Origin of the sequence: Pseudomonas sp. ACN5 (assembly GCF_002303975.1) — a bacterium.
Lineage (GTDB): Bacteria > Pseudomonadota > Gammaproteobacteria > Pseudomonadales > Pseudomonadaceae > Aquipseudomonas > Aquipseudomonas laurylsulfatiphila.
On sequence record NZ_MRCP01000003.1, the window covers coordinates 40,868 to 66,247 of the forward strand.

Genomic DNA, 25,380 nt, shown 5'->3' on the forward strand with positions numbered 1-25,380 from the left:
GGGAGCGGGCTTGCTCGCGAAAGGGGCGTGTCAGCCAACATCGACATCGACTGACACTCCGCATTCGCGAGCAAGCCCGCTCCCACAGTGGTTTTGTGGTGGCCGGTCAGGCCGTGACAATCCTGTTCTTGCCCTCGCGCTTGGCCCGGTACATCGCGGCATCCGCCCGGGAAAACAGGTCCTCCACGTTTTCGTCCGAGGCGCTCAGGCTGGTCAGGCCCTGGCTGACAGTGATGCCGAACGTCCGGCCTTCATGGTTGAAACTCAACTGCTGAATCTGCCGTTGCAGGCGTTCAGCCACTTGCAGGGCCATTTGTGGCGTGCACCCGGGAAACACCGCAGCAAATTCCTCACCACCAATGCGCCCGAACAGATCGCGACGACGCAACGCTGCGCGGCCGCTTTCGGCAATGCGTTGCAGCACGTTGTCGCCTTCCTGGTGACCGTAGGTGTCGTTGATCGTTTTGAAGTCATCAATATCCAGCATCAGAAACGACAGCGGCTCGCCCTGTTGCCGGGCGTGTGCGAACTCGCGGTGAGCGCATTCGAAGAAATGATGGCGATTGCTGCTCTGGGTCAGGGCGTCGGTGGTGGCCAGACGATGCAGTTCGGTTTCCAGCTGCTTCTTGTGGGTGATGTCTTCGGCAATGCCGACGATGATCACCGGTTGCCCCGGCTCGGCCTGGCGATTGATGAAGCATTTGTCGCTGAGCCAGCGCACCTGGCCGTCGGCGGCAATGATTCGATACTCACGGTCTTCGACGGCGCCTTTGTCCAGCACTTCGGCCAGGCTGCGTTCGGCGTAGTCGAGGTCGTCAGGGTGAATGCTGTCGCGCCATTGATTGCAGTCGGCCAGCAGCTGATCGGCTGACCGGCCAAAAATCCGTTCGTAGGCCGGGCTGACGTAAAGCACCCGGCGGGTTTCCCAATCGAATGCCCACAGCACCGCGTTGACGCTTGCCAGCAATGTGTTGAGCAGCTGTTCCCGTTCGGTCAGGCGTGCGACTTCGCCTTGGGCGTGCATCAGCGCCATCAGGGTCTGCGCGGCCTCGGGCCAATGTGACGGAGATGAGTCTTGCAGGTTCTTTTGGGCCATCGAAACAAATCTCAAAGGGCATGCCGCATGTTCGATAGCGGCCAACACCAATCCCGCCGGGGATGGTGAGGTGTCTTTGAGATAAGGGTTTCAGGATGAAGTTCCCGCCTTTTGTGGCGAGGGAGGTTGCTCCCGCCGGGCGGTACTGGCGACGCGTTTTTGCGGCAACAAATCAATGTGGGAGCGGGCTTGCTCGCGAAGGGGTCGTGTCAGTCACCTTTTATGTCGACTGGCACGACCCCTTCGCGAGCAAGCCCGCTCCCACAGGTTTTGTGGCTCAAACGGCGGCAGGGCGCAGGGAGTAGGTTTTCAACTGATCGGCGAAGTCGCGCAGGGATTGAATCCCGCTGGCTTCGGCTTCGTGTACCCAGTCCTTGATGGCCGCCAGCATGTCGTGGCCATTTGAGCTGGTCTTGACCCAGATCTGCTGCAGGGCCAGGCGTTTCTCGTAAATTACCTTCAACGCCTGACTGTGCTCGAGCATGTTCTGGATGCGTACATGGTGTTTGTCATCCAGCAGGCTGGTCTCTCGCGAAAGCAGGCGTTTGGCCCGGTGGAACTGGTGACGTACCGAGTGATCGACCTTTTCCAGCTCTTGCTTGACCAGCGGGCCGATCACCAATTTGCGGTACTGGGCCATGATCTGGAAGCGGTTGTTGAGGATCGCCATGGCGGTGTCCATGTCCAGGTTGCCCTTGCCTTCGACGCGATGGGCAATCGGCGCAACCCGTTGAACCTTGGCCAGGCGCAGGAAGCTGAAGACTTTGATCCACGCCCAGCCCAGGTCGAATTCCCACTTCTTCACCGACAGTTTTGCCGAATTAGGGTAGGTGTGATGGTTGTTATGCAGTTCTTCGCCGCCAATCAGGATGCCCCACGGCACCAGGTTGGTCGCCGCATCGCGGCATTCGAAGTTGCGGTAGCCGATGGCATGGCCCAGGCCATTGACCACGCCGGCGGCCCACACCGGGATCCACATCATCTGGATGGCCCAGATGGTGATGCCGATGGTGCCGAACAGCAGCAGGTCGATAACGGCCATGATCGCCACACCCAGCAGCGGGAAGCGGCTGTAGAGGTTGCGCTCGATCCAGTCTTCGGGGCAGTTCTTGCCGTAGATGCGCAGCGTCTCGGGATTTTCCGCTTCGGCGCGGTACAGCTCGGCGCCTTTGCGCAGCACCGTGGACAGCCCCTTGATGACCGGGCTGTGCGGATCATCGACGGTTTCGCATTTGGCGTGATGCTTGCGGTGGATGGCCGTCCACTCGCGGGTGTTCTGCGCCGTGGTCAGCCACAGCCAGAAACGGAAGAAATGCTTGAGGCCCCCATTCAGCTCCAGGGAGCGGTGGGCCGAGTAACGATGCAGATAGACCGTAACGGCGATGATCGTGACGTGGGTCATCAGCAGGGTGACTGCTACCAGTGACCAGGCTGACAAGCCAAGTAAACCTTCGTACCACATAGGCTGTAGGGCCCTCGATAAAGAAAAAACAGCCGTTGCATTATCACTAAGCCCACACAGAAAACCAGTCGCCCTTTCAGATAAGAGTGGCTGGATGTGTCTTTAAACTATAATTCCAACCTTTTCGTATGGACATGGATTGCCGGATGCCTGCCACCTATCGTGATGCCTTGCGTGCAGCGCTGCTCTATCTGTTGCTTTCTGTGGTTTGGCTGCAGATCAGTGGCTATTTATTAAACAGTTTCTTCGATAGCTCCGCCGAGCGACTGCGATGGCAACTGATCAACGGTTACGTTTGGGTGCTGTTCAGCGCCGGATTGATCTTCATTGCCCGGGCGCGGCTGCTGCGGTGTCTGGGTATCGGCGCCAAACTGCGTGAGCGCGATGCCGACCGCATGCGCTTGCGACAGGCGACGGCAGTGTTCGACTGCACCCGCGAAGGGGTGCTGGTCACCAATCGGGAAGGCGCAATCGTTCATGTGAACCGGGCCTTTATGGAGATCACCGGTTATGACGGTGAGGAGGTGCTGGGGGAGCGGCCCAATATGTTCAAGTCGGGGCGCCATCCCGCGCAATTCTATCAAGCGATGTTCGCCACGCTTGCAAGCGCCGGGGAGTGGAGCGGGGAAATCTGGAACCGGCGCAAAAGCGGCGAAATTTATCCGCAATGGCAGACAATCCGCCTGATTCATGACGACGACGGCCAGCCGAGCCAGTATGTGGCGGTGTTTTCCGATATCAGTGCAATCAAGAACTCCGAACACGAGTTGATGCACCTGGCGCACCACGACCCGCTGACCGACCTGCCGAACCGTCTGCTGTTCAGCGACCGCGCCGAACAGGCCCTGGCCTCGGCGCAGGTGCACAAGCGTGGTTGCGCGCTGCTGATGATCGATCTCGATCACTTCAAGATGATCAACGATAGCCTCGGGCATACCGTTGGCGATCAGTTGCTCAAGGCTGTAGCCGGGCGCCTGAAAGGTATGTTCGATCCCGGCATTACCCTGGCTCGGCTGGGTGGCGACGAGTTTGCCGTGCTGGCCGAATGCTGTCCGCAGTTGGTCCAGGCGGCTGCGCTGGCGCAACGGATCATCAACGGACTGAAAGAGCCGTTTGCTATCGAAGGACATCAGCTGTTCATCAACACCAGCATTGGCATCAGCCTGTTCCCCAGCGATGCCTTGAGCGTTGAACAATTGTTGCGCAACGCCGATTCGGCACTGTTCAAGGCCAAAAGCGCCGGTCGCAATGACTACGCGCTCTACACCGAAGAATTGACCGCCCATGCCCAACAACGCGTCGAGATCGCCTTCGAATTGCGCCGCGCCCTGGACCAGCAGGAATTGCAGGTTTATTACCAGCCGGTTCACGACCTCAAGACCAGCCGCCTGATGGGGGTCGAGGCGCTGGTGCGTTGGCAGCACCCGCAGCGGGGGCTGGTGTCACCGGCGGAATTCATTCCTGTCGCCGAACGAACCGGTCTGATCGCCGAAATCGATGCATGGGTCATGGCGCAGGCGTGCCGGCAGATGTGTCTGTGGCAGCAGGATGGCGTGGTGCTGTCGTTTGTGGCGGTCAACATTTCTTCGCGCCTGTTTGCCCATCGCGAGTTATATCAGCAGGTGGCGCAGGTGCTGCACGAAACCGGGCTGGAACCGGCCTGTCTGGAACTGGAAGTGACCGAAAGCGCGGTGATGGATGATCCGGAAGTCGCGCTGGAGCAGATGCATCGTCTGCGCGAGTTGGGGGTGCGCCTGGCCATCGACGACTTCGGCACGGGTTACTCATCGCTGTTGCGGCTCAAGCGCCTGCCGGTGCAGAAGCTGAAAATCGACCAGGGCTTCGTCGCCGGATTGCCGTGGGACGAGGATGATGCGGCGATCTCGCGGGTGATCATCGCCCTGGCCCAAAGCATGGGCATGCAGGTTCATGCCGAGGGGATCGAGCAGGTCGAACAGGCGGCGTTCCTCCTTGAGCAGGGCTGTGATCTGGGCCAGGGCTACTGGTTCGGGCGGCCGGTGCCGGCAGGGCAATTGAACTGGGCTCATGCGCCGGTGATCGCGTAGGAGCGAGCTTGCTCGCGATGAACTTCAACGATGACAAGGGCTGCCTGAATGAACGCGGTGCCTCCTGCCACCATCGCGAGCAAGCTCGCTCCTACAGGGGGTTTGCGTACGTTTGAAAGGTGCAATCCCTCGCAAAGCCTTGTCTTGTCAGATAATGTTTTCTGGTTATATAAACATTCTTAAATAGTCTTTTTAAGAATATCCAGACCTCACTAGTATTGCTCCCAAGCCGCAAGCAGTGCCGACACTGCGAGGCAAACTCTCAGTTGAAGGAGCAGCAATATGAGCGCATCCCTGCGTAGTGTCGACGGTCAAGACGAAGCCACCATTCTGCGTGAAATCCAGAGCGCCCTGCGCGACCTGCGTTTTGGGGCCGTGGAAATCACTGTGCACAACGCGCAGGTGGTGCAGATCGAACGCAAAGAAAAATTCCGCTTGCAGCAGCCGGGCAACAAGCCGGGCTGAGGCGAATCAGGCACCGCGATTTCCGATATCCCATAAGAAAAAGCCAACAAACCAAGAATTCCAGGAGCTTTCACCATGTCGTCGATTCGTCATTTCGCTTTGGCCGCCCTGGCCAGCGCCCTTTTTGCCGGTTCCGCAGTTGCCAAGGACTACGAACTGCTCAACGTGTCGTACGACCCGACCCGCGAGCTGTACCAGGACTACAACGCCGAATTCGTGAAGTTCTGGCAAAAGGAACATGCCGGCGACACCGTGAAAATCCAGCAATCCCATGGTGGCTCGGGCAAGCAAGGCCGAGCGGTGATCGATGGCCTGCGTGCCGATGTCGTGACCCTGGCCCTGGCCGGTGACATCGACGAAATCGCCAAGCTCGGCAAGACCCTGCCGGCTGACTGGCAAAAGCGCCTGCCGGACGCAAGCACGCCATATACCTCGACCATCGTGTTCCTGGTGCGCAAGGGCAACCCTAAAGGCATCAAGGATTGGGGTGACCTGATCAAGAATGACGTTTCGGTGATCACGCCGAACCCGAAAACCTCCGGCGGTGCGCGCTGGAACTTCCTCGCGGCCTGGGCCTATGGCCTCAAAGCCAATGGCGGCGACGAAGCCAAGGCCAAGGAATACGTACAAACCCTGTTCAAGCACGTGCCCGTGCTGGACACCGGCGCCCGTGGCTCGACCATTACCTTCGTCAACAACGGTCAGGGCGACGTGTTGCTGGCCTGGGAAAACGAAGCCTTCCTGGCCCTGAAAGAAGAGGGCGGCGCCGACAAGTTCGACATCGTCGTGCCTTCGCTGTCGATTCTCGCCGAACCACCGGTGGCGGTGGTTGACAAGAATGCCGAGAAAAAGGGCAACGAGCAGATCGCCGAAGCCTACCTCAAGCACCTGTACAGCCCGGCCGGCCAGGAAATCGCGGCGAAGAATTTCTATCGCCCGCGTGACAAGGACGTGGCCGCCAAGTACGCCCAGCAGTTTCCGAAGCTGGAGCTGGTGAGCATCGACAAGGACTTCGGTGGCTGGAAAGCCGCACAACCGAAATTCTTCAATGACGGCGGGGTGTTCGACCAGATCTACCAGGCGCAATAACCTCGCTTAAGCTACATAACATGTGGGAGCGGGCTTGCTCGCGAAGGCGGTGTGTCAGACGACATCATTGTTGACTGATGCTCCCTCTTCGCGAGCAAGCCCGCTCCCACAAGGATGGGTTTAGTTGATCGCTTTTTAACCAAGGACTTTTATGTCGCGTCGTATCTCCCCCGTCATACCCGGCTTCGGGCTGACGCTGGGCTACACCTTGGTGTACCTCAGCCTGATTGTGCTCATACCACTGGCGGCGATGTTCGTGCATGCCGCTCAACTCACCTGGGATCAGTTCTGGGCAATCATCTCGGCGCCACGGGTGCTGGCGGCGCTGAAGCTCAGCTTCGGCACCGCCCTGTGTGCCGCAATCATCAACGGCATCATCGGCACGCTGCTGGCCTGGGTATTAGTGCGCTATACCTTCCCTGGACGAAAAGTGATCGATGCAATGATCGACCTGCCGTTCGCATTGCCCACGGCAGTGGCCGGTATTGCGCTGACGGCGTTGTACACCCCTACCGGTCTGGTCGGTCAGTTTGCAGCGGATTTGGGTTTCAAGATCGCCTACACCCCCCTGGGCATCACCCTTGCCCTCACTTTTGTGACACTTCCATTCGTAGTACGTACCGTACAGCCAGTATTGGCGGACATACCTCGTGAAGTCGAAGAAGCGGCGGCGTGCCTGGGTGCAAAACCATTGCAGGTTTTCCGCCATATCCTGCTGCCGGCACTGCTTCCGGCATGGCTGACCGGTTTCGCGCTGGCCTTTGCCCGCGGGGTCGGCGAGTATGGTTCGGTGATTTTCATCGCCGGCAACATGCCGATGAAAACCGAGATTCTGCCGCTGCTGATCATGGTCAAACTCGACCAATACGATTACACCGGCGCTACCTCCATTGGTGTACTGATGCTGGTGGTTTCCTTCGTCCTGTTGCTGCTGATCAACTTGTTGCAGCGACGCATCGAAACCCCATAAGGAGGCGCACCCATGTCCCAATCGTCTATTGCTGCTGCTTCCTCGAACGCTGCCCGTCGTGGCAGCGCGACGTCGCGGCGAATCCTGATCGGCCTTGGCTGGCTGATTTTTGCGCTGTTCCTGTTGTTGCCGCTGTTCATCGTGGTGTCCCAGGGCCTGAAGCTCGGACTCGGTGCGTTCTTCACCGCGATCTTTGAGCCGGACGCGTTGTCGGCACTGAAACTCACGGTCATCGCCGTACTGATTTCGGTACCGCTGAACCTGGTGTTCGGCGTCAGCGCCGCCTGGTGCGTCAGCAAGTACTCGTTCCGCGGCAAGAGCATGCTGGTAACGCTGATCGACCTGCCGTTTTCGGTGTCGCCGGTGATCGCCGGTCTGGTCTATGTGTTGATGTTCGGCGCCCAGGGCCTGTTTGGCCCATGGCTGCAGGACCACGACATCCAGATCGTCTTCGCCCTGCCGGGCATCGTGTTGGCGACGATTTTCGTCACCGTGCCGTTCGTGGCCCGTGAACTGATCCCGCTGATGCAGGAACAGGGCACTCAGGAAGAGGAGGCCGCGCGTCTGCTCGGCGCCAACGGCTGGCAGATGTTCTGGCACGTCACCGTACCCAACATCAAATGGGGCCTGATTTATGGCGTGGTGTTGTGCACCGCCCGGGCCATGGGTGAGTTCGGTGCAGTGTCGGTGGTTTCCGGGCACATTCGCGGGGTGACCAACACCCTGCCGTTGCACGTCGAGATCCTCTACAACGAATACAACCACGTGGCCGCGTTCGCCGTGGCGAGCCTGTTGCTGATCCTGGCGCTCTTCATCCTGCTGCTCAAGCAGTGGAGCGAAAACCGTATTAACCGCCTGCGCGCCAGCGCCGCGGAGGAATAATTCATGTCGATCGAAGTGCGTAACGTCAGCAAGAATTTCAACGCGTTCAAGGCGCTGGACAACATCAGCCTGGACATCCAGAGCGGCGAACTCGTCGCGTTGCTCGGCCCGTCGGGCTGCGGCAAGACCACGCTGCTGCGGATCATTGCCGGCCTGGAAACCCCGGACAAGGGCAACATCGTGTTCCACGGTGAAGACGTTTCCGGCCACGATGTGCGGGATCGCAACGTCGGTTTCGTGTTCCAGCACTACGCCCTGTTCCGCCACATGACGGTGTTCGACAACGTCGCGTTCGGCCTGCGCATGAAGCCGAAAAACCAGCGCCCGAGCGAAAGCCAGATCGCAACCAAGGTTCACGAGCTGCTGAACATGGTGCAACTGGACTGGTTGTCGGATCGCTACCCGGAGCAACTCTCCGGCGGCCAGCGTCAGCGCATTGCCTTGGCCCGGGCGCTAGCGGTGGAGCCGAAAGTGTTGCTGCTCGACGAACCTTTCGGCGCTCTCGACGCCAAGGTTCGCAAGGAGCTGCGCCGCTGGTTGGCGCGTCTGCACGAAGACATCAACCTGACCTCGGTGTTCGTGACCCACGACCAGGAAGAAGCGATGGAAGTCGCCGACCGTATCGTGGTGATGAACAAGGGTGTGATCGAGCAGATCGGTTCACCGGGTGACGTCTACGAAAACCCGGCCAGCGATTTCGTCTATCACTTCCTTGGTGATTCGAACCGCCTGCACCTGGGTGAAGACAACCACGTGCTGTTCCGCCCGCACGAAGTGTCGCTGTCGCGCCATGAACTGGAAGATCACCACGCGGCCGAAGTGCGCGATATTCGTCCGCTGGGCGCGACAACGCGGGTGACGCTGAAGGTCGAAGGGCAGAGCGATCTGATCGAGGCCGAAGTGGTCAAGGATCACGACAGCCTGATCGGGTTGGCGAAGGGTGAGACGCTGTTCTTCAAGCCGAAGGTCTGGCAGAAAGTCGCCAACATCTAAGGCAAAAGCTTCGCGAGCAAGCCCGCTCCCACACTGATTTGCGTCGTTCACAAATCCAGTGTGGGAGCGGGCTTGCCCGCGAATGCGATCTAGACAGCTGCACGCTTCGGATTGAGGCGCACCCCACCCGCCCGCGCCTCGATCTGCTCTTTGAGCTCATGCCGCATCCCCAGCATGAACGCCAGCTCCGCCACCACGAACAACGGCCCGACAATCAACCCGGTCACGTCATCGACAAAAGCCGGTTTGCGCCCTTCGTAGTGATGGCCGACAAACTGGATCGCCCAACCGATCACGAACATCGCCACGCCGCTGCCCAGCCAGACCAGCGTGCTTTGCTGTGCCAGCGCATGACCAGCCCACACGCACAGCCCGAGCAACACGGTCATCAACACGCCCAGGCGCAATTCCAGGCGCAGGTAAAACCACGCCGATGCCAGCGAAACGAGCACCGCCGGTGACAGCCACACGCCACCCGGCGACCACTGCGGCCGGGACAGCAACACCGCGACGGCGACCACGATCAGCGGAATACCGATAAAGTGCGATGCAATATTGCGCGGATCACGGTGGTAGGCGGCGTATTGACTGAGGTGGTCGACGAGGCTTCTCATTGTTGTTCTCCTGTGGGGGTGATTGATCATGCCCCGGGGCCACTTCCCGCTCTGTCAGCCAGGCGACAATCTCTAGGAGTTTTCATGGATATGCAGGTCTGGCGCCCACGCCTGATGAGCGGTCAGTGGTTCAGCCATTTGCCTGTTTCCCTACAGGATAGCCTGCTGTCGGTGGCCAGGCTGCGGCGCCTGTCGCCGGGCCAGCGGCTGTTCAAGCGCGGCGATCCGCCCTGCGGCCTGTACGCGGTGCTTGAAGGCGCAGTACGCGTCGGTGCTGTGAGCGAGCAGGGCAAGGAAGCCTTGCTGAGCCTGGTGGAACCGCCACACTGGTTCGGCGAGATCTGCCTGTTCGATGGCCAGCCACGCACCCACGATGCCTACGCCGTGGGCCAGTGCACACTGCTGCACATTCCCCAGAACACCTTGCTGGTGTTGCTCGACGAGCATCCGCAGCACTGGCGGCAACTGGCGTTGTTGATGAGCCAGAAGCTGCGCATGACCTTCATCAACCTCGAACAATTGAGCCTGTTGCCGGCCCCGGCACGGCTGGCACACCGCTTGCTGATGATCGCCGAAGGCTATGGCGAGACCACCCCGCCGCGGCGCGTCCTGCAACTGCCCCAGGAACAGCTTGCCGCCATGTTGTCGCTGTCGCGCCAGACCACCAACCAGATCCTCAAAGAGTTGCAGGGGCAGGGGATCATCGGGCTGAGTTACGGCGAAATCGAAATCCTCGATGCCGAGCGGTTGCGGACACTGGCCACGATCTGACGGCGAACACCGAACCATTGTGGGAGCGGGCTTGCTCGCGAAGGCGTCAGCTCAGGTATATCAATTTCAACTGATACACCGCTTTCGCGAGCAAGCCCGCTCCCACAGTGGATCTGTGTAAATCACAAGATTGTGGTCACCGATAAAAAAACAGCGGGAGCGGGCTTGCCCGCGATGGGGCCAGACCAGCCAACTCACCTTCCGAATCAATCAGCGCAACCCATCCCGAAACTGCCCCGGCGTCATCCCGGTCCAGCGCTTGAACGCGCGACTGAAGCTGCTGGTATCGGCAAACCCGAGCAGATAGCTGATTTCGCTCAGCGACACCTGCGGGTCCCGCAGGTGCAGCAGCGCGAGGTTTTCGCGGCTTTCGTTGAGCAGCGTATCGAACCGGCAGCCCTCATCCGCCAGGTGCCGCTGCAGGCTGCGCAGGCTCAGGTGCAGGGCCTTGGCGATGTGTTCGGCGCTGGGTTCGCCTTCAGGCAGTTGTTCTTCAATGGCGTCGCGGACCTTGCGCTCCCACGTCAGCGGCTTGAGTTGCGCCAGGGTGCGCTTGAGCACGGTTTCGTTGTGTTCGGCCAGTTCCGGGTTCGCGTCGTCCAGGTGGCTGTCGAAGTCGACGAGGGCGAATTCCAGCCGGTCTTCGTCGGCGCCGAAATGCACGGGCGAGCGAAAGACTTTATGCCAATGGTGCGCGTCTGTCGGCTCCGGGCGGCGCAGGTAGGTCGCCAGTGGTGCGTATTCACGGCCCAGGCGATTGCGGCAGGTGCGCACGTAAATCGCCATGAACGCATCGATGGCTTCGAAGGCCGGGGCCGGGTTACCGGCAGGGATTTTCAGGCGGAAATGGTAGCGATCCTCGGCGCGGGTCAGTTCCAGTTCGAGGGCATCGCTGACCACCTGGTGATAGCGCACGATGCGCTCGAACACTTCCCGCAGGCTGCCGCTGGCCACCAGCGCATAACCCAGCGCATGGAAGGTGGTCGGGCTGACGAAACGCGAAACCCGCAAACCGATCGCCGGGTCGCCGCTGGCCTGCACCGCCAGATTCCACAGGTGTGTGGTGCCCGACAGGGGATAACGCGCGTTCGGGTCGTCCATCAGTTGCGGGTCGAGCCCCGATTGCTGGCACAGGGCGGTGCTGTCAATGCCCAGGGCATCGAGCTGCTTGCGCAGGGCGCGGGTCCAGCTGGCGAGGGAGGTCGGTTCAGTCATGCTGATTGGCGCTTCCAGTCAACAGGTTGGCGTTCACGGCTACCGCATTGCGAGGTTCCGCAAGGCAGGATGCAACCATCAATAACCAGAGGATGGAAGCATGGACCGTACTTCTGCAAGCCCCCAACGACTGAATGCAGCCCAACGTTCAGCCCATATCCGTGAAGTGGTGCTGGCCAGAGGTGTCGAATTGCGTGAGAAATACCCGGTTCTCAAGCATCAGGACGCTCTCGGCGCAGGCATTCTGACCTTCGCCATCGCCGGTATGGTCGGTTCGGCGGCGCTCTACATGAGCGGGCACATGGCCTGGTGGGCGTGCCTGTTGCTCAATGCTTTTTTCGCCTCGCTGACCCATGAGCTGGAACACGACCTGATCCACAGCATGTACTTCCGCAAGCAGAAAGTGCCGCACAACCTGATGATGGGATTGGTGTGGCTGGCGCGGCCGAGCACCATCAATCCCTGGATTCGCCGCCATCTGCACCTCAATCACCACAAGGTGTCGGGCTCTGAGACCGACACGGAAGAGCGCGCCATCACCAATGGCGAACCCTGGGGTTTTGCGCGGCTGTTGATGATCGGCGACAACATCATGTCCTCGGTCATCCGCATGTTGCGGGCCAAGACCTGGGCAATGAAGTTCAGCATCATTAAGCGCACGCTGAAGGTCTATGCACCGCTGGCGCTGATGCATTGGGGCGCGTGGTACGTCTTTCTCGGCTTCCACGCAGCGAACGGCGTTGCGTACCTGATGGGCGCACCGATCGAGTGGTCGGCGACGACGTTGTCGGTGATGCAGGTGATCGACATCGCGGCCGTCGTGATCATCGGCCCGAACGTGTTGCGCACCTTCTGCCTGCACTTCATCAGCTCGAACATGCATTACTACGGTGACGTGGAGCCGGGCAACGTGATGCAGCAGTGCCAGGTGCTCAATGCCCCGTGGCTGTGGCCGCTGCAGGCGTTCTGCTTCAACTTCGGCAGCAGCCACGGGATCCATCACTTTGTGGTGAAGGAACCTTTCTACATCCGCCAGTTGACCGTGCCGGTGGGGCACAAGGTGATGCGCGAGATGGGTGTGCGGTTCAATGACTTCGGTACGTTTGCGCGGGCTAACCGGTTTGAGCGCAGGGAAGAAGTGGCGGCGGAAAAGGTGCGTACGGCTCAGGCTTAGTAGTGCTTGAAAGGGCCCCTTCGCGGGCAAGCCCGCTCCCACAGTGGATCTGCGTTGAACACAAATTTTGTGATTAACAACAAACCTGTGGGAGCGGGCTTGCTCGCGATAGCGGTGCATCAGGCAACATCAATCCGGCTGAAACGGCGACTCACTCAATATCACCCCAGTCTCATCCACATACCGCTGCCAATGCTCGATCAAGGCACTGAGCCGCTGCGGCTGGCTCGACGCCAGGTCATGAATCTCCCCCGGATCACTGCCCAGGTCATACAGCTGCCAGGTCGCCGGCCCCACCGGTCCCGGGATGTACACCGCCTTCCATTGCCCCTGGCGAATCGCCCGCCGACCGAACAATTCCCACCCGGTCACGGTGTGCTCGTCATGCACGTGCGCCGTCTCGCCCGACAGGAACCCCAGCCACGACTTCCCGCGAACTTCCGCCACGGGTTTGCCGTGCCATTGCTTGCCCGGATGGCGCACACCGGCAAGATCGAGAATGGTCGGCGTGATGTCCATCACCGTGCCGAACCCATGGCTGATCTGGCCCTTGAGCGGCAGCTGCGGGTAATGCACCAGCGCTGGCACGCGAATCCCGCCTTCGGTGGTGAAGGCCTTGAACAGTCGCGACGGCGCGGTCGCCACTTGCGCCCAGTTCGGCCCGTACCAGACGTAGGAGTTGGCGCGGCCGATGTTGTCCAGGCTGTTGTCGTAATGCTGGTTGAGATAAGTCAGCAACTGCGGGCCGAATTTCGGAAAGGCCTCCAGCAACGCCCCTTCGGCGCCGTTATCGGACATGAACAGGATGAAGGTGTTGTCCAGTTGTCCCTGCTGGCGCAAGTAATCGACGACACGCCCGATGCTCCAGTCCATGCGCTCGACCATCGCCGCATACACTTCCATGGCCCGCGCGGAAATTTGCCGCTGTTCATCACTCAACGCATCCCACTGCGCGCTCAGCTGGATCAGGGGATGCGGTTCGACATCGGCCTCGATCAATCCCAGCTTCTTGAGTTTTTCCAGACGTTCCAGCCGCAGCACTTCAGGGCCGGCGTCATAGCGCCCGCGGTATTTTTCCACCACCTCGGCCGGCGCCTGCAGCGGCCAGTGCGGTGCGGAAAAGGGCAGGTAGGCGAAGAACGGCCGGGTCTGGTCGCGTTCCTTGAGGTATTGCAGCAGCTTGTCGCCGAAGGCGTCGGAGGAATAAAAATCCTTCGGCAGTTCGTCGATGAACCGGTCGTCTTCGATATACAGCGCCGGTGTGGATTTCAGCAGCCGGGGTGTCGTTTCATCGTAGGTCGGCTCGAAGCCGTAATGGTTGGCCGCACCGGGCAACAGCGAAAACGAACGCTCGAAACCCCGGGCGTGGGGTGCCCGTTCTGCGGTCAGGCCCAGGTGCCATTTGCCGCTCATCAACGTCTGGTAACCCGCCTCGCGCAGTAGCTCGGGCAGGGCGACCACGCGGTCGTTCAAGTGCCCTTCGTAGCCTGGTTTACCGATCAGGTCCGGGGTCAAGGCTTCGGCCATGGTGCCGATGCCGGCGATGTGGTGATCGGTGCCGGTGAGCAGCATCGAACGGGTCGGCGAGCAGGTCGGCGCGGTGTGGAAATCGGTCAGGCGCAAGCCATTGTTGGCCAGGGCATCGAGGTTTGGTGTATTGATTTCGCCGCCAAAGGCGCCGAGGTCGGAAAAGCCCAGGTCATCGGCCAGGATCACTAAAAAATTGGGACGTTGCGGCATCAAAAATTTCCTTTTTCAGTAGGCAATGAAGGACAGCGGCAGATCGCGGACCTGCACCGGCACGGGAGGCTGGTAGTGACCGTCGCTGGTGAGTTCGTGAAGCAGTTCTTCGCGCAATTGGTGGAAGTCGAAACTGCTGCGCTGGCGTGGATGGGGCAGGGCAATGTCGACCACTTGCTTGATCCGCCCCGGACGCGGCTCCATCACCACCACGCGGTCGGCGAGGAAGATCGCTTCCTCGACATCGTGGGTGACCAGCACCGTGGTGATTTTTGCCCGCGCGCGGATCGCCAGCAGTTCGTCCTGCATCTGCTGGCGGGTCAGCGCATCGAGGGCGCCGAAGGGCTCGTCCAGCAGCAGAATCCGCGGGCTGGCCACCAGGCCTCGGGCGATGGCCACGCGCTGCGCCATGCCGCCGGAGAGCTGGTGCGGATAGGCACGGGCGAAGTCGCCCAGGCCCACCAGTTCGATGAAGTTATGGATACGCTGGTGCTTTTGCGCGGCGCTCAATGGCTCGTTGACCAGGCCCAGGCCGATGTTGTCGGCCACGCTCAGCCACGGGAACAAACGGTGTTCCTGAAAGACGATGCCGCGCTCGCCACCGATGCCGGTGACGGCTTTGCCGTCGACGCTTATCTGCCCGCGAAATTGCCTGTCGAGGCCCACCAGCAGCCGCAGTAAAGTGGATTTTCCGCAACCGCTGGAGCCGACGATGGCGACGAACTCGCCCTCGGCGATGTCCAGGTTGAATTCGCGAATGGCCTCCAGTTCGAAGCCATCGACGTCGAAGGTCTTGCCCACGTGATTGAAGCTGACAATCGGTGCGTTCATGCGTGTCTCCAGCGAGTGGCGCGGATTTCCAGGCGTTGGCCAATGAGGTTGAGCAAGGCGCCGGTCAGGCCCACCAGCAACATGCCGGCCATGATCAGGTCCATGCGCAGCAGTTGCTGGGCGCCGATCATCTGGCTGCCGATGCCGCCGTTGGACGGCATGAAATATTCGGCGCCGATGGTGCCGAGCCAGGCGTAGATCAGGCTCAGGCGAAGCCCTGCGAATATTCCCGGCGCCGCCCCCGGCAACACCAACCGACGCAGGCGCTGGGGCAGGTTCAGGCGCAGCACTTGGGCCGCCTCATTGAGTTGTGGCGAGAGATTGGCGACGCTGCGTTGGGTGGCGATGAACAGCGGAAAAAACGCGGCGAGGGCGACGAACACCCACTTGGCCAATTCCCCCAGGCCGAACCACGCGGTGAGCAGCGGCACCCAGGCGAAAATGGCGATCTGGCGGAGGGCGGCAAGGGTCGGGCCGAGCACGCGTTCACCGGTGCGCGACAGTCCCAGCAGCAGGCCCAGAGCAAAGCCGAGCCCGCCACCGAGCAGCAGCCCACCAAGGGTTCGGCCCAGACTCAGGGCCATGCCGCTAATCAGCGTGCCGTCGAGCAGGCCATGCCAGGTGGTGTGCAGGACGGCCAGCGGGCTGACCAGAATGTTCGGGTCAATCCACTGTTGATCCGTGCTCAGTTGCCACAACGCCAGCAGCGCCAGTGGCAGCAGCCACGGTTGCAGGCGTTGCCAGCCTTGATAACGCGGCCCGCGACGGATTTCGGCGGTGGCGGGGTGCGGCCAGTGCACCAGCGTCCTGTCCAACAGACCGATGCCACGATCCATCGCCACACCGATCAAGCCGATCACCACAATGCACACGAAGACGATGTCGAGCATGAACAACTGGCGTGCCCAGACCATCAGGTAGCCGATGCCTTCGCTGGACGCGAGCAGTTCAACAGCGAGCAGCGAGGTCCATCCGGCGGCCAGCGCAAGGCGCACACCGGCCATGAAGGCCGGCAGCGCGGCGGGCAGCACCAGGCGGCGGATCAACAGGTGCCCGGGCAGGCGCAACACGGCGGCGGCTTCGCGCAGCCTGGGTTGCGCGTCGCGCACGCCGACCAGTGTGTGCAGGGTCACCGGCACCACGATCGCCTTGATCAGCACCACCAGCTTCAGCCCTTCACCGATGCCGAAAAACACCATGAACAAGGGAATCCAGGCCAGGGTCGGGACTTGCGCCAACCCGGCGAAGGTGGGAAATACCAGGCGCTCCAGTCGACGACTGAAACCCAGCGCAGCACCCAAAACTGCACCAGCGCTGATCCCGGCCAGCAGCCCCCAGAACAAGCGTTGCAGGCTGATCCACAAATGGCTCCACAGCTCGCCTTGGGACAATTCAACGGCGCTGCTCCAGACCAGGGTCGGTGCCGGCAGGATCTGCTCGCTCATCCAGTGGTTGCGGCTGGCGAGCCACCAGAGGGTGAAAAGAGCGGTGGGTAACAACCACGGCAACAAGTGTTGGCCCAGGCTCGGCCATGTTCGCTTGTGTTCAAGCGATGGCGCGGCCAGTGGCAGGCTGAGCAGGGAAACACGGGCCATGAGAGACCTCCGTTGTCTTCCTGTGGGAGCGGGCTTGCTCGCGAAAGCAGTGTGTCAGGCAACAATGGGGTGACTGACACGCCCTCTTCGCGAGCAAGCCCGCTCCCACAGGGTTTGATGTGTATTCGAAATTGATCTATAAAAATTATAAATAATTCTATTTAGAGATAAACAAGGCCATTTAAGGCTTGGGAGCGCGCACGCATCCAATGCATTCGAAGAATATTTTCAATGCTGCCAAGGCATACCCGGCGGAGAGGTCCGCCGCTGTTGATATAGATCCATATGATCTAAAAATGTGAATTTATAGTATTTAAGTGTTGGTTCTGATTCGGCCTACTTTCGGCTCATCAACGCCCGTTGCCCCAAGGAGCCGCACTCATGAACCTTCCCTTCAAACGTGTCATCAGCCTGTTCGCCGCACCGGCCCTGGCGGGTCTGCTGGCCTTCACGGCCAACGCCGGTGAACTCAAGGAAATCCGCATCGCCGTGCCGGATCTGAGTGCCGGTACGCAGCACAGCGGTGGCGGTGTAGTGGATGTGTTGCGCGATCAACAGATCTTCGAAAAGGCCTTTGCCGATCAAGGCATCAAGATTCAGTGGAGCTTCTTCAAGGGCGCAGGCCCGGTGATCAACGAGGCGTTCGCCAACGGTCAGGTGGACCTGGCCTACCTTGGTGATCTGGCAGCCATCATCGGCAAGTCCAATGGTCTGGATACGCGATTGCTCAGCGCCTCGGCGCGCGGGGTCAAGCACTACCTCGGCGTGGTACCGGGTTCGGGGATCAAGACCCTGCAAGACCTCAAGGGCAAACGCGTGGCGATCTTCCGTGGCACGGCCAGCCAGTTGTCCTTCGATGCGGCGCTGGCCAGTCAGGGGTTGAGCGAGAAGGATGTGAAAGTCATCAACCTCGACTTCAACGCGGCGGTGGCGGCGCTGGCGGCGAAACAGATCGATGCCTCGTGGGGGGGTTCCGGGCTTACCGCATTACAGGCCAAGGGACTGGCCGAGCTGCCTCTGACCACCAAGGACCTGGGCGGCGCCGGCAGTGTGCAGGCCGTGTTGGTGGGGACCGGGAAGTTCGTCGACGAGCACCCCGAGGCGGTCGCCACACTGCTCAAGGCCCAACAGCAAGCGGTGGCGTGGCTGACCCAGGACAGCAACAAGGACGCTTACGTTCAGTTGGTGTCGGGGTTGGCGAGTTACCCGCCGGTGATTCTCAGCCAGGATCTGAAGGATCAGAAATTGAGCGAGGTATTCCCGTCGACGCTCGATCCGGTGTTCCTTGGCAAATTGCAGGATGCGGTGGACCTGGCTTCGCAGCAGAAGCTGATTCGCAAGTCGTTCAAGGTAAGCGATTGGGTGGCGCCGGAGTTGGCTGCGGCAAAACTTTGAATCTCTAGCGTCAATTCGGACGCTTTCGCGAGCAAGCCCGCTCCCACAGGTCGCCAGAACGAACGCGGTCAAATGTGGGAGCGGGCTTGCTCGCGAAGAGGCCCTAAACCGCGACGCTGACTTGCTGCCTGTCCACCGCCACCAGCGTCTCGATCATCGCCCGCGCCGCCGGCGACAACCGGAACCCGGTGCGACTGACAATCCCGCACCGCGCATTCATGCTCTCGATGTTCTGCGGCAAATTGCGCCAGTGCAGCAGCACCAGCGAACCCTGGGCAATGTCCTCGATGAACGCCTCTTGCGTGCCCACGCCGATGGCGTTGGATTGCAGCACCACCTTCACCAGCGCCGGAAAATGTTCGGTCTCGAGGGTCGGCGAAAAATCCACCCGCCCACTGAGGTTCGCCAGCAGTTTGCGAATGCCTGGCGGGATCTTCGTGGTCGCCAGCGGGTAATCGAACATGTCGTTGGTCGACAGGCTCTCCTTGGCCAGCAGCGGATGCCCCGGACGGCAGAAAAACACACCGCGTTTGGGCGTCAGCGCCTGGGTCTGGAAGTTCGGGTCGGACTCGAAATGGCGGATGTCGGCGATGAAGAATTCGATCTCCTCACGGCTCAGGGCGCGGCTGAGTTTTTCCCAGTTATCCACTTCGAAGCAGGTGCGCACTTTCGGGTGTGCATTGATGAATTGCGCCACCGCATCCGGCACCAGTTTTACCGCCGGCGCCGGGCCGCAACCGAAGCGCAGTTCCCCGGCATCGAGCTTGGTCATCTGCGTCACTTCGGCGCTGAGCAGCGCCGCACCCTGCACCAGGCTGCGGGCATGTTGCAGCACCACCAGGCCCTCTGGGGTCGGGCGCAAATCCTTGTTGCCACGGTCCACCAACACGCAGCCGAACTCTTGCTCCAGCCCCTGGATGCTGCGGCTGAAGGCCGGTTGGGTAATGCCCATGGCCTCGGCCGCGCGCACGAAACTGCGGTGTTCGTCGAGGGCGATGAAGTAACGCAACTGGCGAAGATCCATATGCTTTTCCGGCATCCTAAAAATAGCTCGAAGGCATTTGCGACGAGGGTTGACTGAGGTTTTAAATGCAACCTCTTATTCCGTCAACGAAGCATGTTGATATCTATTAGATCTAAATAGAATATAGATAGAGCAGTGTTTCGCGGCCGGTTCAACCGCAAGCAGTCTGATGAGGGTCTACCCATGAGCAATGCCGCTTTCGCAGTACAACCCGCTGTTCACGCGCTTGAAATCCACCCGGTGGCCGGTCGCATCGGTGCCGAAATCCGTGGCGTACAGCTTTCCGGCGAGCTGGATGCCGCCACCGTTGAAGCCATTCAACAGGCGCTGCTGCAATACAAGGTGATCTTCTTCCGCGAGCAGACCCAACTCGACGATCAGCGCCAGGAGGCGTTTGCCCACCTGCTCGGCGAGCCGGTGGCGCACCCGACCGTGCCGGTGCGTGAAGGCACGCGTTTTCTGCTGGAACTGGACGGTGCCGAGGGCCAGCGTGCGAGCTCCTGGCACACCGACGTGACCTTCGTCGAGGCCTACCCCAAAGCCTCGATCCTGCGCTCGGTGGTGGCCCCGGCTTTCGGTGGCGACACCCTGTGGGCCAACACCGCCACCGCCTACAACGGGTTGTCGGAGGAGCTGCGTGAGCTGGCCGACAAACTGGTCGCCGTGCACAGCAACGAATACGACTACGCCGGCACCCGGCCGGACGTTTCGGCGGAGAAGCTGGAGCGTTATCGCAAGGTCTTCACCTCGACGGTTTACGAGACCGAACACCCGGTGGTGCGCGTGCACCCGATCAGCGGCGAGAAGAGCCTGTTGCTGGGGCATTTCGTCAAACGCATCAAGGGCTATTCCCAGGCCGATTCGGCGCACCTGTTCGGGTTGCTGCAAAGCCATGTGATCCGCCAGGAAAACATCGTGCGCTGGCGCTGGAAGGCCGGTGACGTGGCGATCTGGGACAACCGCTCCACCCAGCATTATGCGGTGGATGACTACGGGACCCAGGACCGGATCGTGCGCCGTGTGACGCTCAAGGGCGAAGTGCCGGTGGGTGTGAACGGGCAGGTCAGCCAGACGGTGAAAGGGCCGGATATCGACGGCGTCTGAGCCGACGCCTTCGCGGGCAAGCCCGCTCCCACAGGGGATCTCCAGTGTTCACACGGTCAGTGTGGGAGCGGGCTTGCCCGCGAAGGCGGCCTGGCAAGCAACAAAGAACTTTTTTTGATCGGGAACCCCGCCTTATGAGTCCGTTGCACTTTGCTCAAACCTCCTCACCCCAACGGCTCAAACGCCTGCCCCTGGCCCTGCTACTGGCAGGCAGTGCCAGCTGGACCCAAGGCTATGCGGCCGAAAGCGCCACCCCTGAAACCATCCCGGCAAAAACCGCCACGGCCGACAATGCCCAACTGGCAACCGTGACGGTCACGACTCGCCGCCGCGAAGAAAGCTCGCAAGACGTACCCACCCCGATGAGCGTAGTCAGCGGCCAGACCCTGGAAGCCCAGCGGGTCTATCGCATCCAGGATTTGCAGCAACTGGTGCCCAGCGTCAACGTCGCCTACATGCATGCGCGCCAGTCCAGCGTGTCGATTCGTGGCTTGGGCAACAATCCGGCCAGCGATGGCCTGGAAGGCAGTGTCGGTCTGTACCTCGATAACGTTTACCTCGGCCGGCCGGGCATGGCTGTATTCGACCTGATGGACATCGAGCAGCTCGAAGTGCTGCGCGGTCCGCAAGGCACCTTGTTCGGCAAGAACACCACCGCCGGCGTGATCAACATCAGCACCCGCGCGCCGACCTTCACCCCGGAACGCAGCATCGAATCTTCGGTGGGCGAGGATGGCTACTTCCAGACCAAGGGCACGATTTCCGGCCCGCTGAATGACCATCTCGCCGGGCGCTTTTCTGCGTATCGCACCCGCAGCGACGGCGATATCAAGAACGAATTCGACGGCCACGATTTGAACGGCGGCTCGCGCGATGGCTTCCGTGGCCAGTTGCTGTTCAAGCCGAACGAATCGTTCAACCTGCGCTGGATCGGCGACTACAACGAAGAAGATTCCAGCGCCGGCACCCGCGTGTTGTTCAGCACCGGGCCGACCATCAATGGCACCAACCTTTACCAGACCCGGGCCAATGCCGCGGGCGCGACACTGGTCGACGGCACGCACCGCAAGGTCAACCTGAACAACGACCAGCATGTCACCGTGCATCAGGGCGGCACGTCGGTGGAGGCGAACTGGACGCTGCCGAGCGACTTCACCCTGACATCCATCAGCGCCTATCGCTGGTGGAATTTCACCCCGCGCAATGATGACGGCCTGAACGCCACCGTCTTCTACAACGCCGGGGTTTCGGTGGAGGACAAGCAGTACTCCCAGGAGTTTCGCCTGGCGTCGCCTACCGGCGGGCTCTTCGACTACGTGCTCGGCGCCTATTACTTCGGCTCCGACCTGGACAACAAATCCTTCACCTTTTACGGGCCGCAAGCGGATATCTGGAGTGGCACGCCCACCGGTGCGCTGAACAACATCGACAGTGTCGGCAACGGTCATATCGAAACCAACAGCTTCGCGCTGTTCGCACAGGGCACCTGGCACCTGACCGAACGCCTGGATTTCACTGCCGGCCTGCGCGGCACCTATGAAGAGAAAAACGCCTGGGTGACCCGCAATGCACCCGCCGGTGGTGCTGCAGTCACCGGCGCGGCCGCCGCGTCACGACGCGCTCGTGCGGGGGCCTACGATTCCGGCGATCTGAACCAGTACAGCTCCAGTCCTTCGGGCCTGTTGAACCTCAGCTACCACCTCACCGACGACCTGCTCACTTACGCCACGTTGTCCCACGGCGAAAAATCCGGTGGGGTCAACCTGGCCGTCGGTATGGCGCCGGTGGCCGGTGCCGACTCGTTGCTGATCGGCACCGAGCGCGCCAACAACGCCGAGCTCGGTTTCAAGAGCACCCTGTGGGACCGTCGCCTGCAACTCAACGCCAACCTGTTCTGGACCCAGGTCAACGGCTACCAGACCAACGCCTACGACGACGTCAATCGCGTGCAGTACCTGACCAACGCCGGTTCCGTGCGCTCCCGTGGCGTGGAGTTCGAAAGCACCCTGATCCCGCTACGCGGCCTGACGCTGAACATCAACGGTTCGTACAACGACGTCAGCTACCTCTCCTACAAGGATGCACCGTGCCCGCCGGAAGTCAGCCTGGCGCCGGGTGCTCCGGCGTCTTGCGACCTCAGTGGCCATCAAGTGGTCGGCGCCTCGAAATGGATCGGCAACGCCAACGGCGAATACAAGTGGAACCTGAGTAATGGCTTCGAGGAGTACGTCACCGCCAGCTATGCGTTCCGCTCCAAAGCGGTGGGCACGGTGGAAGACTCCGACTTCGGGCAGATCCCGAGTTATGCGGTGGTCAACCTGTCAACCGGACTGCGCGGTGACTTCAACCAGGGGCAGTGGGACGTTTCGTTGTGGCTGAAAAACGCCTTCGACAAAACCTACTACACGACGCTGTGGACGGCCGCCAATGGTGGTTATGAAGGCCTGCTCGGTACGCCCCGCACGCTGGGTGTGACCGGCCGATACGACTTCTGACGGCGAAAACGCATGCTTCGAATGAATACTTTCAATGCCCGAAAAGCATCGGATTTTATCCACTACGCCGGAGCCCTTGAACGACGGGCTCTGGCGGTGGGTTGAGGGTTTTATTTATTCGTTTTGAGTCTAAATATAAGTTTAAACATTACTTTAAGAGCTAAGCGTTCAAGCCAATGATTGCTCTACCGGGGCGTCGTCGGGGGATGTTCAGCACGACGTTCCGGTTATCCGCAAAGAGACCGCAGGGAGTTAAACAATGGGCAATGTCCAGATCGCCACCGGTGCACATGAGGTGCTTTGGCGCCAGGCACCCGGTGGCGAATTGGTCGACCTCGGCCGACCGCACCGGGTGCCCTTGGGGCAGTTGCGTTTGCAGCGAGCCCCCAAAGGCGTCCTTCGCCGGCGTGAAGCAATTGTGTTGGGCGTGCTGGCGTTGCTGGTGCATGGCGCGGTGATCTATTGGGTCAATCAGCAACCGACCCCGGTACTGCCGATCGTGCCGCCAGAAGTCCCGCCCATGACTATCGAGTTCTCCCGTCCGGCGCCCGCGGTGGTCGAGCCGCCGCCACCGCAACCTGTGCAACCCGTGATTGAGCCGCCACCGCCTGTGGAGGATGAACTGGCGGTGAAGCCGCCTCCACCGAAGCCGGTTCCCAAGCCCAAACCGGTCGCCAAACCGCTACCGAAACCGGCGCCAAAAGCCGTTGAGCAGCCACCGGCGCCAGCGAAGCCGGCAGCACCTGTCGCGGCCCCGGCGCCACCTGCACCACCGGCTCCTGCGCCCGTAACACCGGCCTCCGCCACCGCCGGCTACTTGAAAAACCCGGCGCCGGAATACCCGTCGCTGGCCCAGCGTCGCGGCTGGGAAGGCACGGTGTTGTTGCGCGTGCATGTGTTGGCCAGCGGCAAGCCCGGCGAGATTCAGATCCAGAAAAGCAGCGGTCGCGATGCACTGGACGACGCCGCGCTGAATGCGGTGAAACGCTGGAGTTTCGTGCCGGCCAAGCAAGGTGATGTCGCCCGGGATGGCTGGGTCAACGTGCCCATCGATTTCAAGATTCATTAAACAGAAACCAATTTCGCGCGAAACGTTTACACGAGGAATACATCATGACGTTACTGGCCTCTCCACTTGAATCCATCGAAAGCGCGGTGATCTGGCTGCTGGTGGTTTTTTCCGTCGCGACCTGGGGCCTGGCATTGCTCAAGGGCGTGCAGTTCGGTCGGCTGAAGGCACAGGATCGAAAGTTTCATCAGCAGTTCTGGGCCGCTTCGAGTCTCGACTCGGCGGCCGAACTGAGCGAAACCCGGCCCGGCGCGGCCGCCCGGGTGGCGCAGGCCGGTTATGCGGCCATCCAGGTGGGCGAGACGCCACAGGCGGCGGACTTGAGCCAGGCGATCAACCATCAGGATCGTCTGGAGCGAGCCTTGCGCCAGCAGATCGTGCGCGAGCGCCGGTCGCTGGAAACCGGGTTGGCCGTGCTCGCCAGTATTGGCAGTACCTCGCCGTTCATTGGCTTGTTCGGCACGGTGTGGGGAATCATGGAAGCGTTGAAAGGCATCAGCGCGGCAGGCTCGGCAAGCCTTGAAACGGTCGCCGGACCGATTGGCGCGGCACTGGTCGCCACGGGTGTGGGGATCGCCGTCGCGGTGCCGGCGGTGCTGGTTTACAACTACTTTTTGCGGCGCTTGAAACTGACGGCGGCGGACCTGGATGACTTCGCCCACGACTTCTACAGCCTGGCGCAGAAGAGTTCGTTCCGCGTGCTGATCCACCCGACGGCGCACAAGGTGGCAGCCCAGGGCAACGCGCAGAAAGTGAAGGAGGCGTCCTGATATGGCCTTCTCCACGCAAGACACTGACGAGGTGCTCAGCGAGATCAACGTGACACCGCTGGTGGATGTGATGCTGGTGTTGCTGGTGGTGTTCATCGTCACCGCACCGCTGCTGACCAACGCCATTCCGATCAACCTGCCCAAGACCGAGGCGGTGGCGCCGGTGGAGCAGAAGGATCCGTTGGTGGTGAGCATCGACGGTGCCGGCAAACTGTTCATCAACAAGGACGAGATACAGCCGGACTTGCTGGAGTTCAACCTCAAGTCGGCGAAGGCCAAAGACCCCGAGGTGCGCGTGCAGTTGCAGGCGGACGATGGTGTGAATTACGGCGAGGTGGCGCGGGCCATGGCATCGATTGAACGGGCAGGAATTACCAAGTTGTCGGTGATCACTGCGCGTTAACAGATTTTCGTTTTCCGGGGCCGTCTCCTTGGCAGGGTGCGGCCCCTTTTTTTGGACTGAATTTCATCCCTGTGGGAGCGGGCTTGCTCGCGAATGCGGAGTGTCAGTCTACAAGGATGTTGGATTTGATGGCCCCTTCGCGAGCAAGCCCGCTCCC

General features: G+C 60.9%; 22 protein-coding genes. 14 read left to right on the top strand and 8 right to left on the bottom strand.

The window, feature by feature from the left end:
* Positions 1 to 106: 106 nt before the first annotated feature.
* Both BSF40_RS06315 and desA read right to left on the bottom strand, forming a co-directional pair.
* Positions 107 to 1,096, bottom strand: a complete 990-nt coding sequence (locus BSF40_RS06315; RefSeq protein ID WP_095964473.1) for a sensor domain-containing diguanylate cyclase — start codon at positions 1,094 to 1,096, stop codon at positions 107 to 109.
* A gap of 277 nt (positions 1,097 to 1,373) precedes the next feature.
* Positions 1,374 to 2,558: a delta-9 fatty acid desaturase DesA gene (desA, locus tag BSF40_RS06320; protein ID WP_095964474.1), complete on the bottom strand. Its 1,185-nt coding sequence runs from the start codon at positions 2,556 to 2,558 to the stop codon at positions 1,374 to 1,376.
* Positions 2,559 to 2,704: 146 nt separating this feature from the next.
* Between desA and dibA the strand changes: the two genes are divergently transcribed.
* The 6 genes from dibA (at position 2,705) to BSF40_RS06350 (ending at position 9,023) form a co-directional block, all read left to right on the top strand.
* Complete coding sequence (dibA, locus tag BSF40_RS06325; RefSeq protein WP_095964475.1) at positions 2,705 to 4,624, top strand: phosphodiesterase DibA; 1,920 nt, start codon at positions 2,705 to 2,707, stop codon at positions 4,622 to 4,624.
* Between the two features lie 282 nt (positions 4,625 to 4,906).
* Positions 4,907 to 5,089: a sulfur starvation response protein OscA gene (gene oscA / locus BSF40_RS06330; protein ID WP_007975618.1), complete on the top strand. Its 183-nt coding sequence runs from the start codon at positions 4,907 to 4,909 to the stop codon at positions 5,087 to 5,089.
* Positions 5,090 to 5,164: 75 nt separating this feature from the next.
* Positions 5,165 to 6,178 (top strand): sulfate ABC transporter substrate-binding protein, encoded by a 1,014-nt coding sequence (locus tag BSF40_RS06335; protein WP_095964476.1) that lies wholly within the window; start codon positions 5,165 to 5,167, stop codon positions 6,176 to 6,178.
* A 151-nt stretch (positions 6,179 to 6,329) separates the two neighbouring features.
* The gene (gene cysT / locus BSF40_RS06340) at positions 6,330 to 7,148 is read left to right on the top strand and encodes a sulfate ABC transporter permease subunit CysT (RefSeq protein ID WP_007972956.1); all 819 of its coding nucleotides are present in this window, start codon (positions 6,330 to 6,332) and stop codon (positions 7,146 to 7,148) included.
* Between the two features lie 12 nt (positions 7,149 to 7,160).
* A complete protein-coding gene (cysW, locus tag BSF40_RS06345) occupies positions 7,161 to 8,030 on the top strand; it encodes a sulfate ABC transporter permease subunit CysW (RefSeq protein ID WP_007972954.1) in 870 nt (289 codons plus the stop codon).
* 3 nt (positions 8,031 to 8,033) lie between these two features.
* Complete coding sequence (locus tag BSF40_RS06350; protein ID WP_015092978.1) at positions 8,034 to 9,023, top strand: sulfate/molybdate ABC transporter ATP-binding protein; 990 nt, start codon at positions 8,034 to 8,036, stop codon at positions 9,021 to 9,023.
* An 89-nt stretch (positions 9,024 to 9,112) separates the two neighbouring features.
* On the opposite strand, the gene BSF40_RS06355 is transcribed toward BSF40_RS06350, so the two are convergent.
* Positions 9,113 to 9,637 carry a DUF962 domain-containing protein gene (locus BSF40_RS06355; RefSeq protein WP_095964477.1) on the bottom strand — a complete coding sequence of 175 codons (525 nt, stop codon included), beginning with the start codon at positions 9,635 to 9,637 and terminating at the stop codon, positions 9,113 to 9,115.
* An 84-nt stretch (positions 9,638 to 9,721) separates the two neighbouring features.
* On the opposite strand from BSF40_RS06355, the gene BSF40_RS06360 reads away from it, so the two are divergent.
* On the top strand, positions 9,722 to 10,408 hold the full coding sequence (locus BSF40_RS06360) for a Crp/Fnr family transcriptional regulator (RefSeq protein WP_095964478.1): 687 nt from the start codon (positions 9,722 to 9,724) through the stop codon (positions 10,406 to 10,408).
* A 210-nt stretch (positions 10,409 to 10,618) separates the two neighbouring features.
* Here BSF40_RS06360 and BSF40_RS06365 read toward each other — a convergent pair whose 3' ends face one another.
* Positions 10,619 to 11,623 (bottom strand): AraC family transcriptional regulator, encoded by a 1,005-nt coding sequence (locus BSF40_RS06365; protein ID WP_095964479.1) that lies wholly within the window; start codon positions 11,621 to 11,623, stop codon positions 10,619 to 10,621.
* A 100-nt stretch (positions 11,624 to 11,723) separates the two neighbouring features.
* Here BSF40_RS06365 and BSF40_RS06370 point away from each other — a divergent pair, with 100 nt between their 5' ends.
* Complete coding sequence (locus BSF40_RS06370) at positions 11,724 to 12,797, top strand: fatty acid desaturase (protein ID WP_095964480.1); 1,074 nt, start codon at positions 11,724 to 11,726, stop codon at positions 12,795 to 12,797.
* 129 nt (positions 12,798 to 12,926) lie between these two features.
* Here BSF40_RS06370 and BSF40_RS06375 read toward each other — a convergent pair whose 3' ends face one another.
* From BSF40_RS06375 to BSF40_RS06385, 3 genes are read right to left on the bottom strand one after another with little or no spacing between them, the layout of a single operon-like run.
* Complete coding sequence (locus tag BSF40_RS06375; protein ID WP_095964481.1) at positions 12,927 to 14,537, bottom strand: arylsulfatase; 1,611 nt, start codon at positions 14,535 to 14,537, stop codon at positions 12,927 to 12,929.
* Between the two features lie 15 nt (positions 14,538 to 14,552).
* Complete coding sequence (locus BSF40_RS06380; protein WP_095964482.1) at positions 14,553 to 15,368, bottom strand: ABC transporter ATP-binding protein; 816 nt, start codon at positions 15,366 to 15,368, stop codon at positions 14,553 to 14,555.
* Entirely contained in the window at positions 15,365 to 16,963 is a 1,599-nt protein-coding gene (locus tag BSF40_RS06385) for an ABC transporter permease (RefSeq protein ID WP_095964483.1), read from the bottom strand. Before BSF40_RS06385 ends, BSF40_RS06380 begins: the two co-directional genes overlap by 4 nt.
* A gap of 381 nt (positions 16,964 to 17,344) precedes the next feature.
* Here BSF40_RS06385 and BSF40_RS06390 point away from each other — a divergent pair, with 381 nt between their 5' ends.
* The gene (locus BSF40_RS06390; protein WP_095964484.1) at positions 17,345 to 18,358 is read left to right on the top strand and encodes an ABC transporter substrate-binding protein; all 1,014 of its coding nucleotides are present in this window, start codon (positions 17,345 to 17,347) and stop codon (positions 18,356 to 18,358) included.
* Between the two features lie 103 nt (positions 18,359 to 18,461).
* Here BSF40_RS06390 and BSF40_RS06395 read toward each other — a convergent pair whose 3' ends face one another.
* Positions 18,462 to 19,382: a LysR family transcriptional regulator gene (locus BSF40_RS06395; RefSeq protein WP_095964485.1), complete on the bottom strand. Its 921-nt coding sequence runs from the start codon at positions 19,380 to 19,382 to the stop codon at positions 18,462 to 18,464.
* A 183-nt stretch (positions 19,383 to 19,565) separates the two neighbouring features.
* Between BSF40_RS06395 and BSF40_RS06400 the strand changes: the two genes are divergently transcribed.
* The 5 genes from BSF40_RS06400 (at position 19,566) to BSF40_RS06420 (ending at position 25,223) form a co-directional block, all read left to right on the top strand.
* The gene (locus BSF40_RS06400) at positions 19,566 to 20,486 is read left to right on the top strand and encodes a TauD/TfdA family dioxygenase (RefSeq protein WP_095964486.1); all 921 of its coding nucleotides are present in this window, start codon (positions 19,566 to 19,568) and stop codon (positions 20,484 to 20,486) included.
* A gap of 134 nt (positions 20,487 to 20,620) precedes the next feature.
* Positions 20,621 to 22,981, top strand: coding sequence for a TonB-dependent receptor (locus BSF40_RS06405; protein WP_095964487.1), 2,361 nt, complete (start codon positions 20,621 to 20,623; stop codon positions 22,979 to 22,981).
* Positions 22,982 to 23,240: 259 nt separating this feature from the next.
* Positions 23,241 to 24,050 carry an energy transducer TonB gene (locus BSF40_RS06410; RefSeq protein ID WP_095964488.1) on the top strand — a complete coding sequence of 270 codons (810 nt, stop codon included), beginning with the start codon at positions 23,241 to 23,243 and terminating at the stop codon, positions 24,048 to 24,050.
* Between the two features lie 44 nt (positions 24,051 to 24,094).
* Positions 24,095 to 24,820 carry a MotA/TolQ/ExbB proton channel family protein gene (locus BSF40_RS06415; RefSeq protein ID WP_007972931.1) on the top strand — a complete coding sequence of 242 codons (726 nt, stop codon included), beginning with the start codon at positions 24,095 to 24,097 and terminating at the stop codon, positions 24,818 to 24,820.
* 1 nt (position 24,821) lies between these two features.
* Positions 24,822 to 25,223, top strand: coding sequence for a biopolymer transporter ExbD (locus BSF40_RS06420; protein ID WP_007972930.1), 402 nt, complete (start codon positions 24,822 to 24,824; stop codon positions 25,221 to 25,223).
* Positions 25,224 to 25,380: the final 157 nt, after the last annotated feature.

Coding starts and splice junctions, on each gene's coding strand:
- dibA (WP_095964475.1), top strand. CDS start 2,705: ATGCCTGCCACCTATCGTGATGCCTTGCGTGCAGCGCTGCTCTATCTG.
- BSF40_RS06395 (WP_095964485.1), bottom strand. CDS start 19,382: ATGGATCTTCGCCAGTTGCGTTACTTCATCGCCCTCGACGAACACCGC.
- BSF40_RS06375 (WP_095964481.1), bottom strand. CDS start 14,537: ATGCCGCAACGTCCCAATTTTTTAGTGATCCTGGCCGATGACCTGGGC.
- BSF40_RS06380 (WP_095964482.1), bottom strand. CDS start 15,368: ATGAACGCACCGATTGTCAGCTTCAATCACGTGGGCAAGACCTTCGAC.
- BSF40_RS06335 (WP_095964476.1), top strand. CDS start 5,165: ATGTCGTCGATTCGTCATTTCGCTTTGGCCGCCCTGGCCAGCGCCCTT.
- BSF40_RS06370 (WP_095964480.1), top strand. CDS start 11,724: ATGGACCGTACTTCTGCAAGCCCCCAACGACTGAATGCAGCCCAACGT.
- BSF40_RS06350 (WP_015092978.1), top strand. CDS start 8,034: ATGTCGATCGAAGTGCGTAACGTCAGCAAGAATTTCAACGCGTTCAAG.
- BSF40_RS06420 (WP_007972930.1), top strand. CDS start 24,822: ATGGCCTTCTCCACGCAAGACACTGACGAGGTGCTCAGCGAGATCAAC.
- BSF40_RS06390 (WP_095964484.1), top strand. CDS start 17,345: ATGAACCTTCCCTTCAAACGTGTCATCAGCCTGTTCGCCGCACCGGCC.
- BSF40_RS06360 (WP_095964478.1), top strand. CDS start 9,722: ATGGATATGCAGGTCTGGCGCCCACGCCTGATGAGCGGTCAGTGGTTC.
- BSF40_RS06410 (WP_095964488.1), top strand. CDS start 23,241: ATGGGCAATGTCCAGATCGCCACCGGTGCACATGAGGTGCTTTGGCGC.
- desA (WP_095964474.1), bottom strand. CDS start 2,558: ATGTGGTACGAAGGTTTACTTGGCTTGTCAGCCTGGTCACTGGTAGCA.
- BSF40_RS06415 (WP_007972931.1), top strand. CDS start 24,095: ATGACGTTACTGGCCTCTCCACTTGAATCCATCGAAAGCGCGGTGATC.
- BSF40_RS06385 (WP_095964483.1), bottom strand. CDS start 16,963: ATGGCCCGTGTTTCCCTGCTCAGCCTGCCACTGGCCGCGCCATCGCTT.
- cysW (WP_007972954.1), top strand. CDS start 7,161: ATGTCCCAATCGTCTATTGCTGCTGCTTCCTCGAACGCTGCCCGTCGT.
- oscA (WP_007975618.1), top strand. CDS start 4,907: ATGAGCGCATCCCTGCGTAGTGTCGACGGTCAAGACGAAGCCACCATT.
- BSF40_RS06365 (WP_095964479.1), bottom strand. CDS start 11,623: ATGACTGAACCGACCTCCCTCGCCAGCTGGACCCGCGCCCTGCGCAAG.
- BSF40_RS06400 (WP_095964486.1), top strand. CDS start 19,566: ATGAGCAATGCCGCTTTCGCAGTACAACCCGCTGTTCACGCGCTTGAA.
- BSF40_RS06355 (WP_095964477.1), bottom strand. CDS start 9,637: ATGAGAAGCCTCGTCGACCACCTCAGTCAATACGCCGCCTACCACCGT.
- BSF40_RS06405 (WP_095964487.1), top strand. CDS start 20,621: ATGAGTCCGTTGCACTTTGCTCAAACCTCCTCACCCCAACGGCTCAAA.
- cysT (WP_007972956.1), top strand. CDS start 6,330: ATGTCGCGTCGTATCTCCCCCGTCATACCCGGCTTCGGGCTGACGCTG.
- BSF40_RS06315 (WP_095964473.1), bottom strand. CDS start 1,096: ATGGCCCAAAAGAACCTGCAAGACTCATCTCCGTCACATTGGCCCGAG.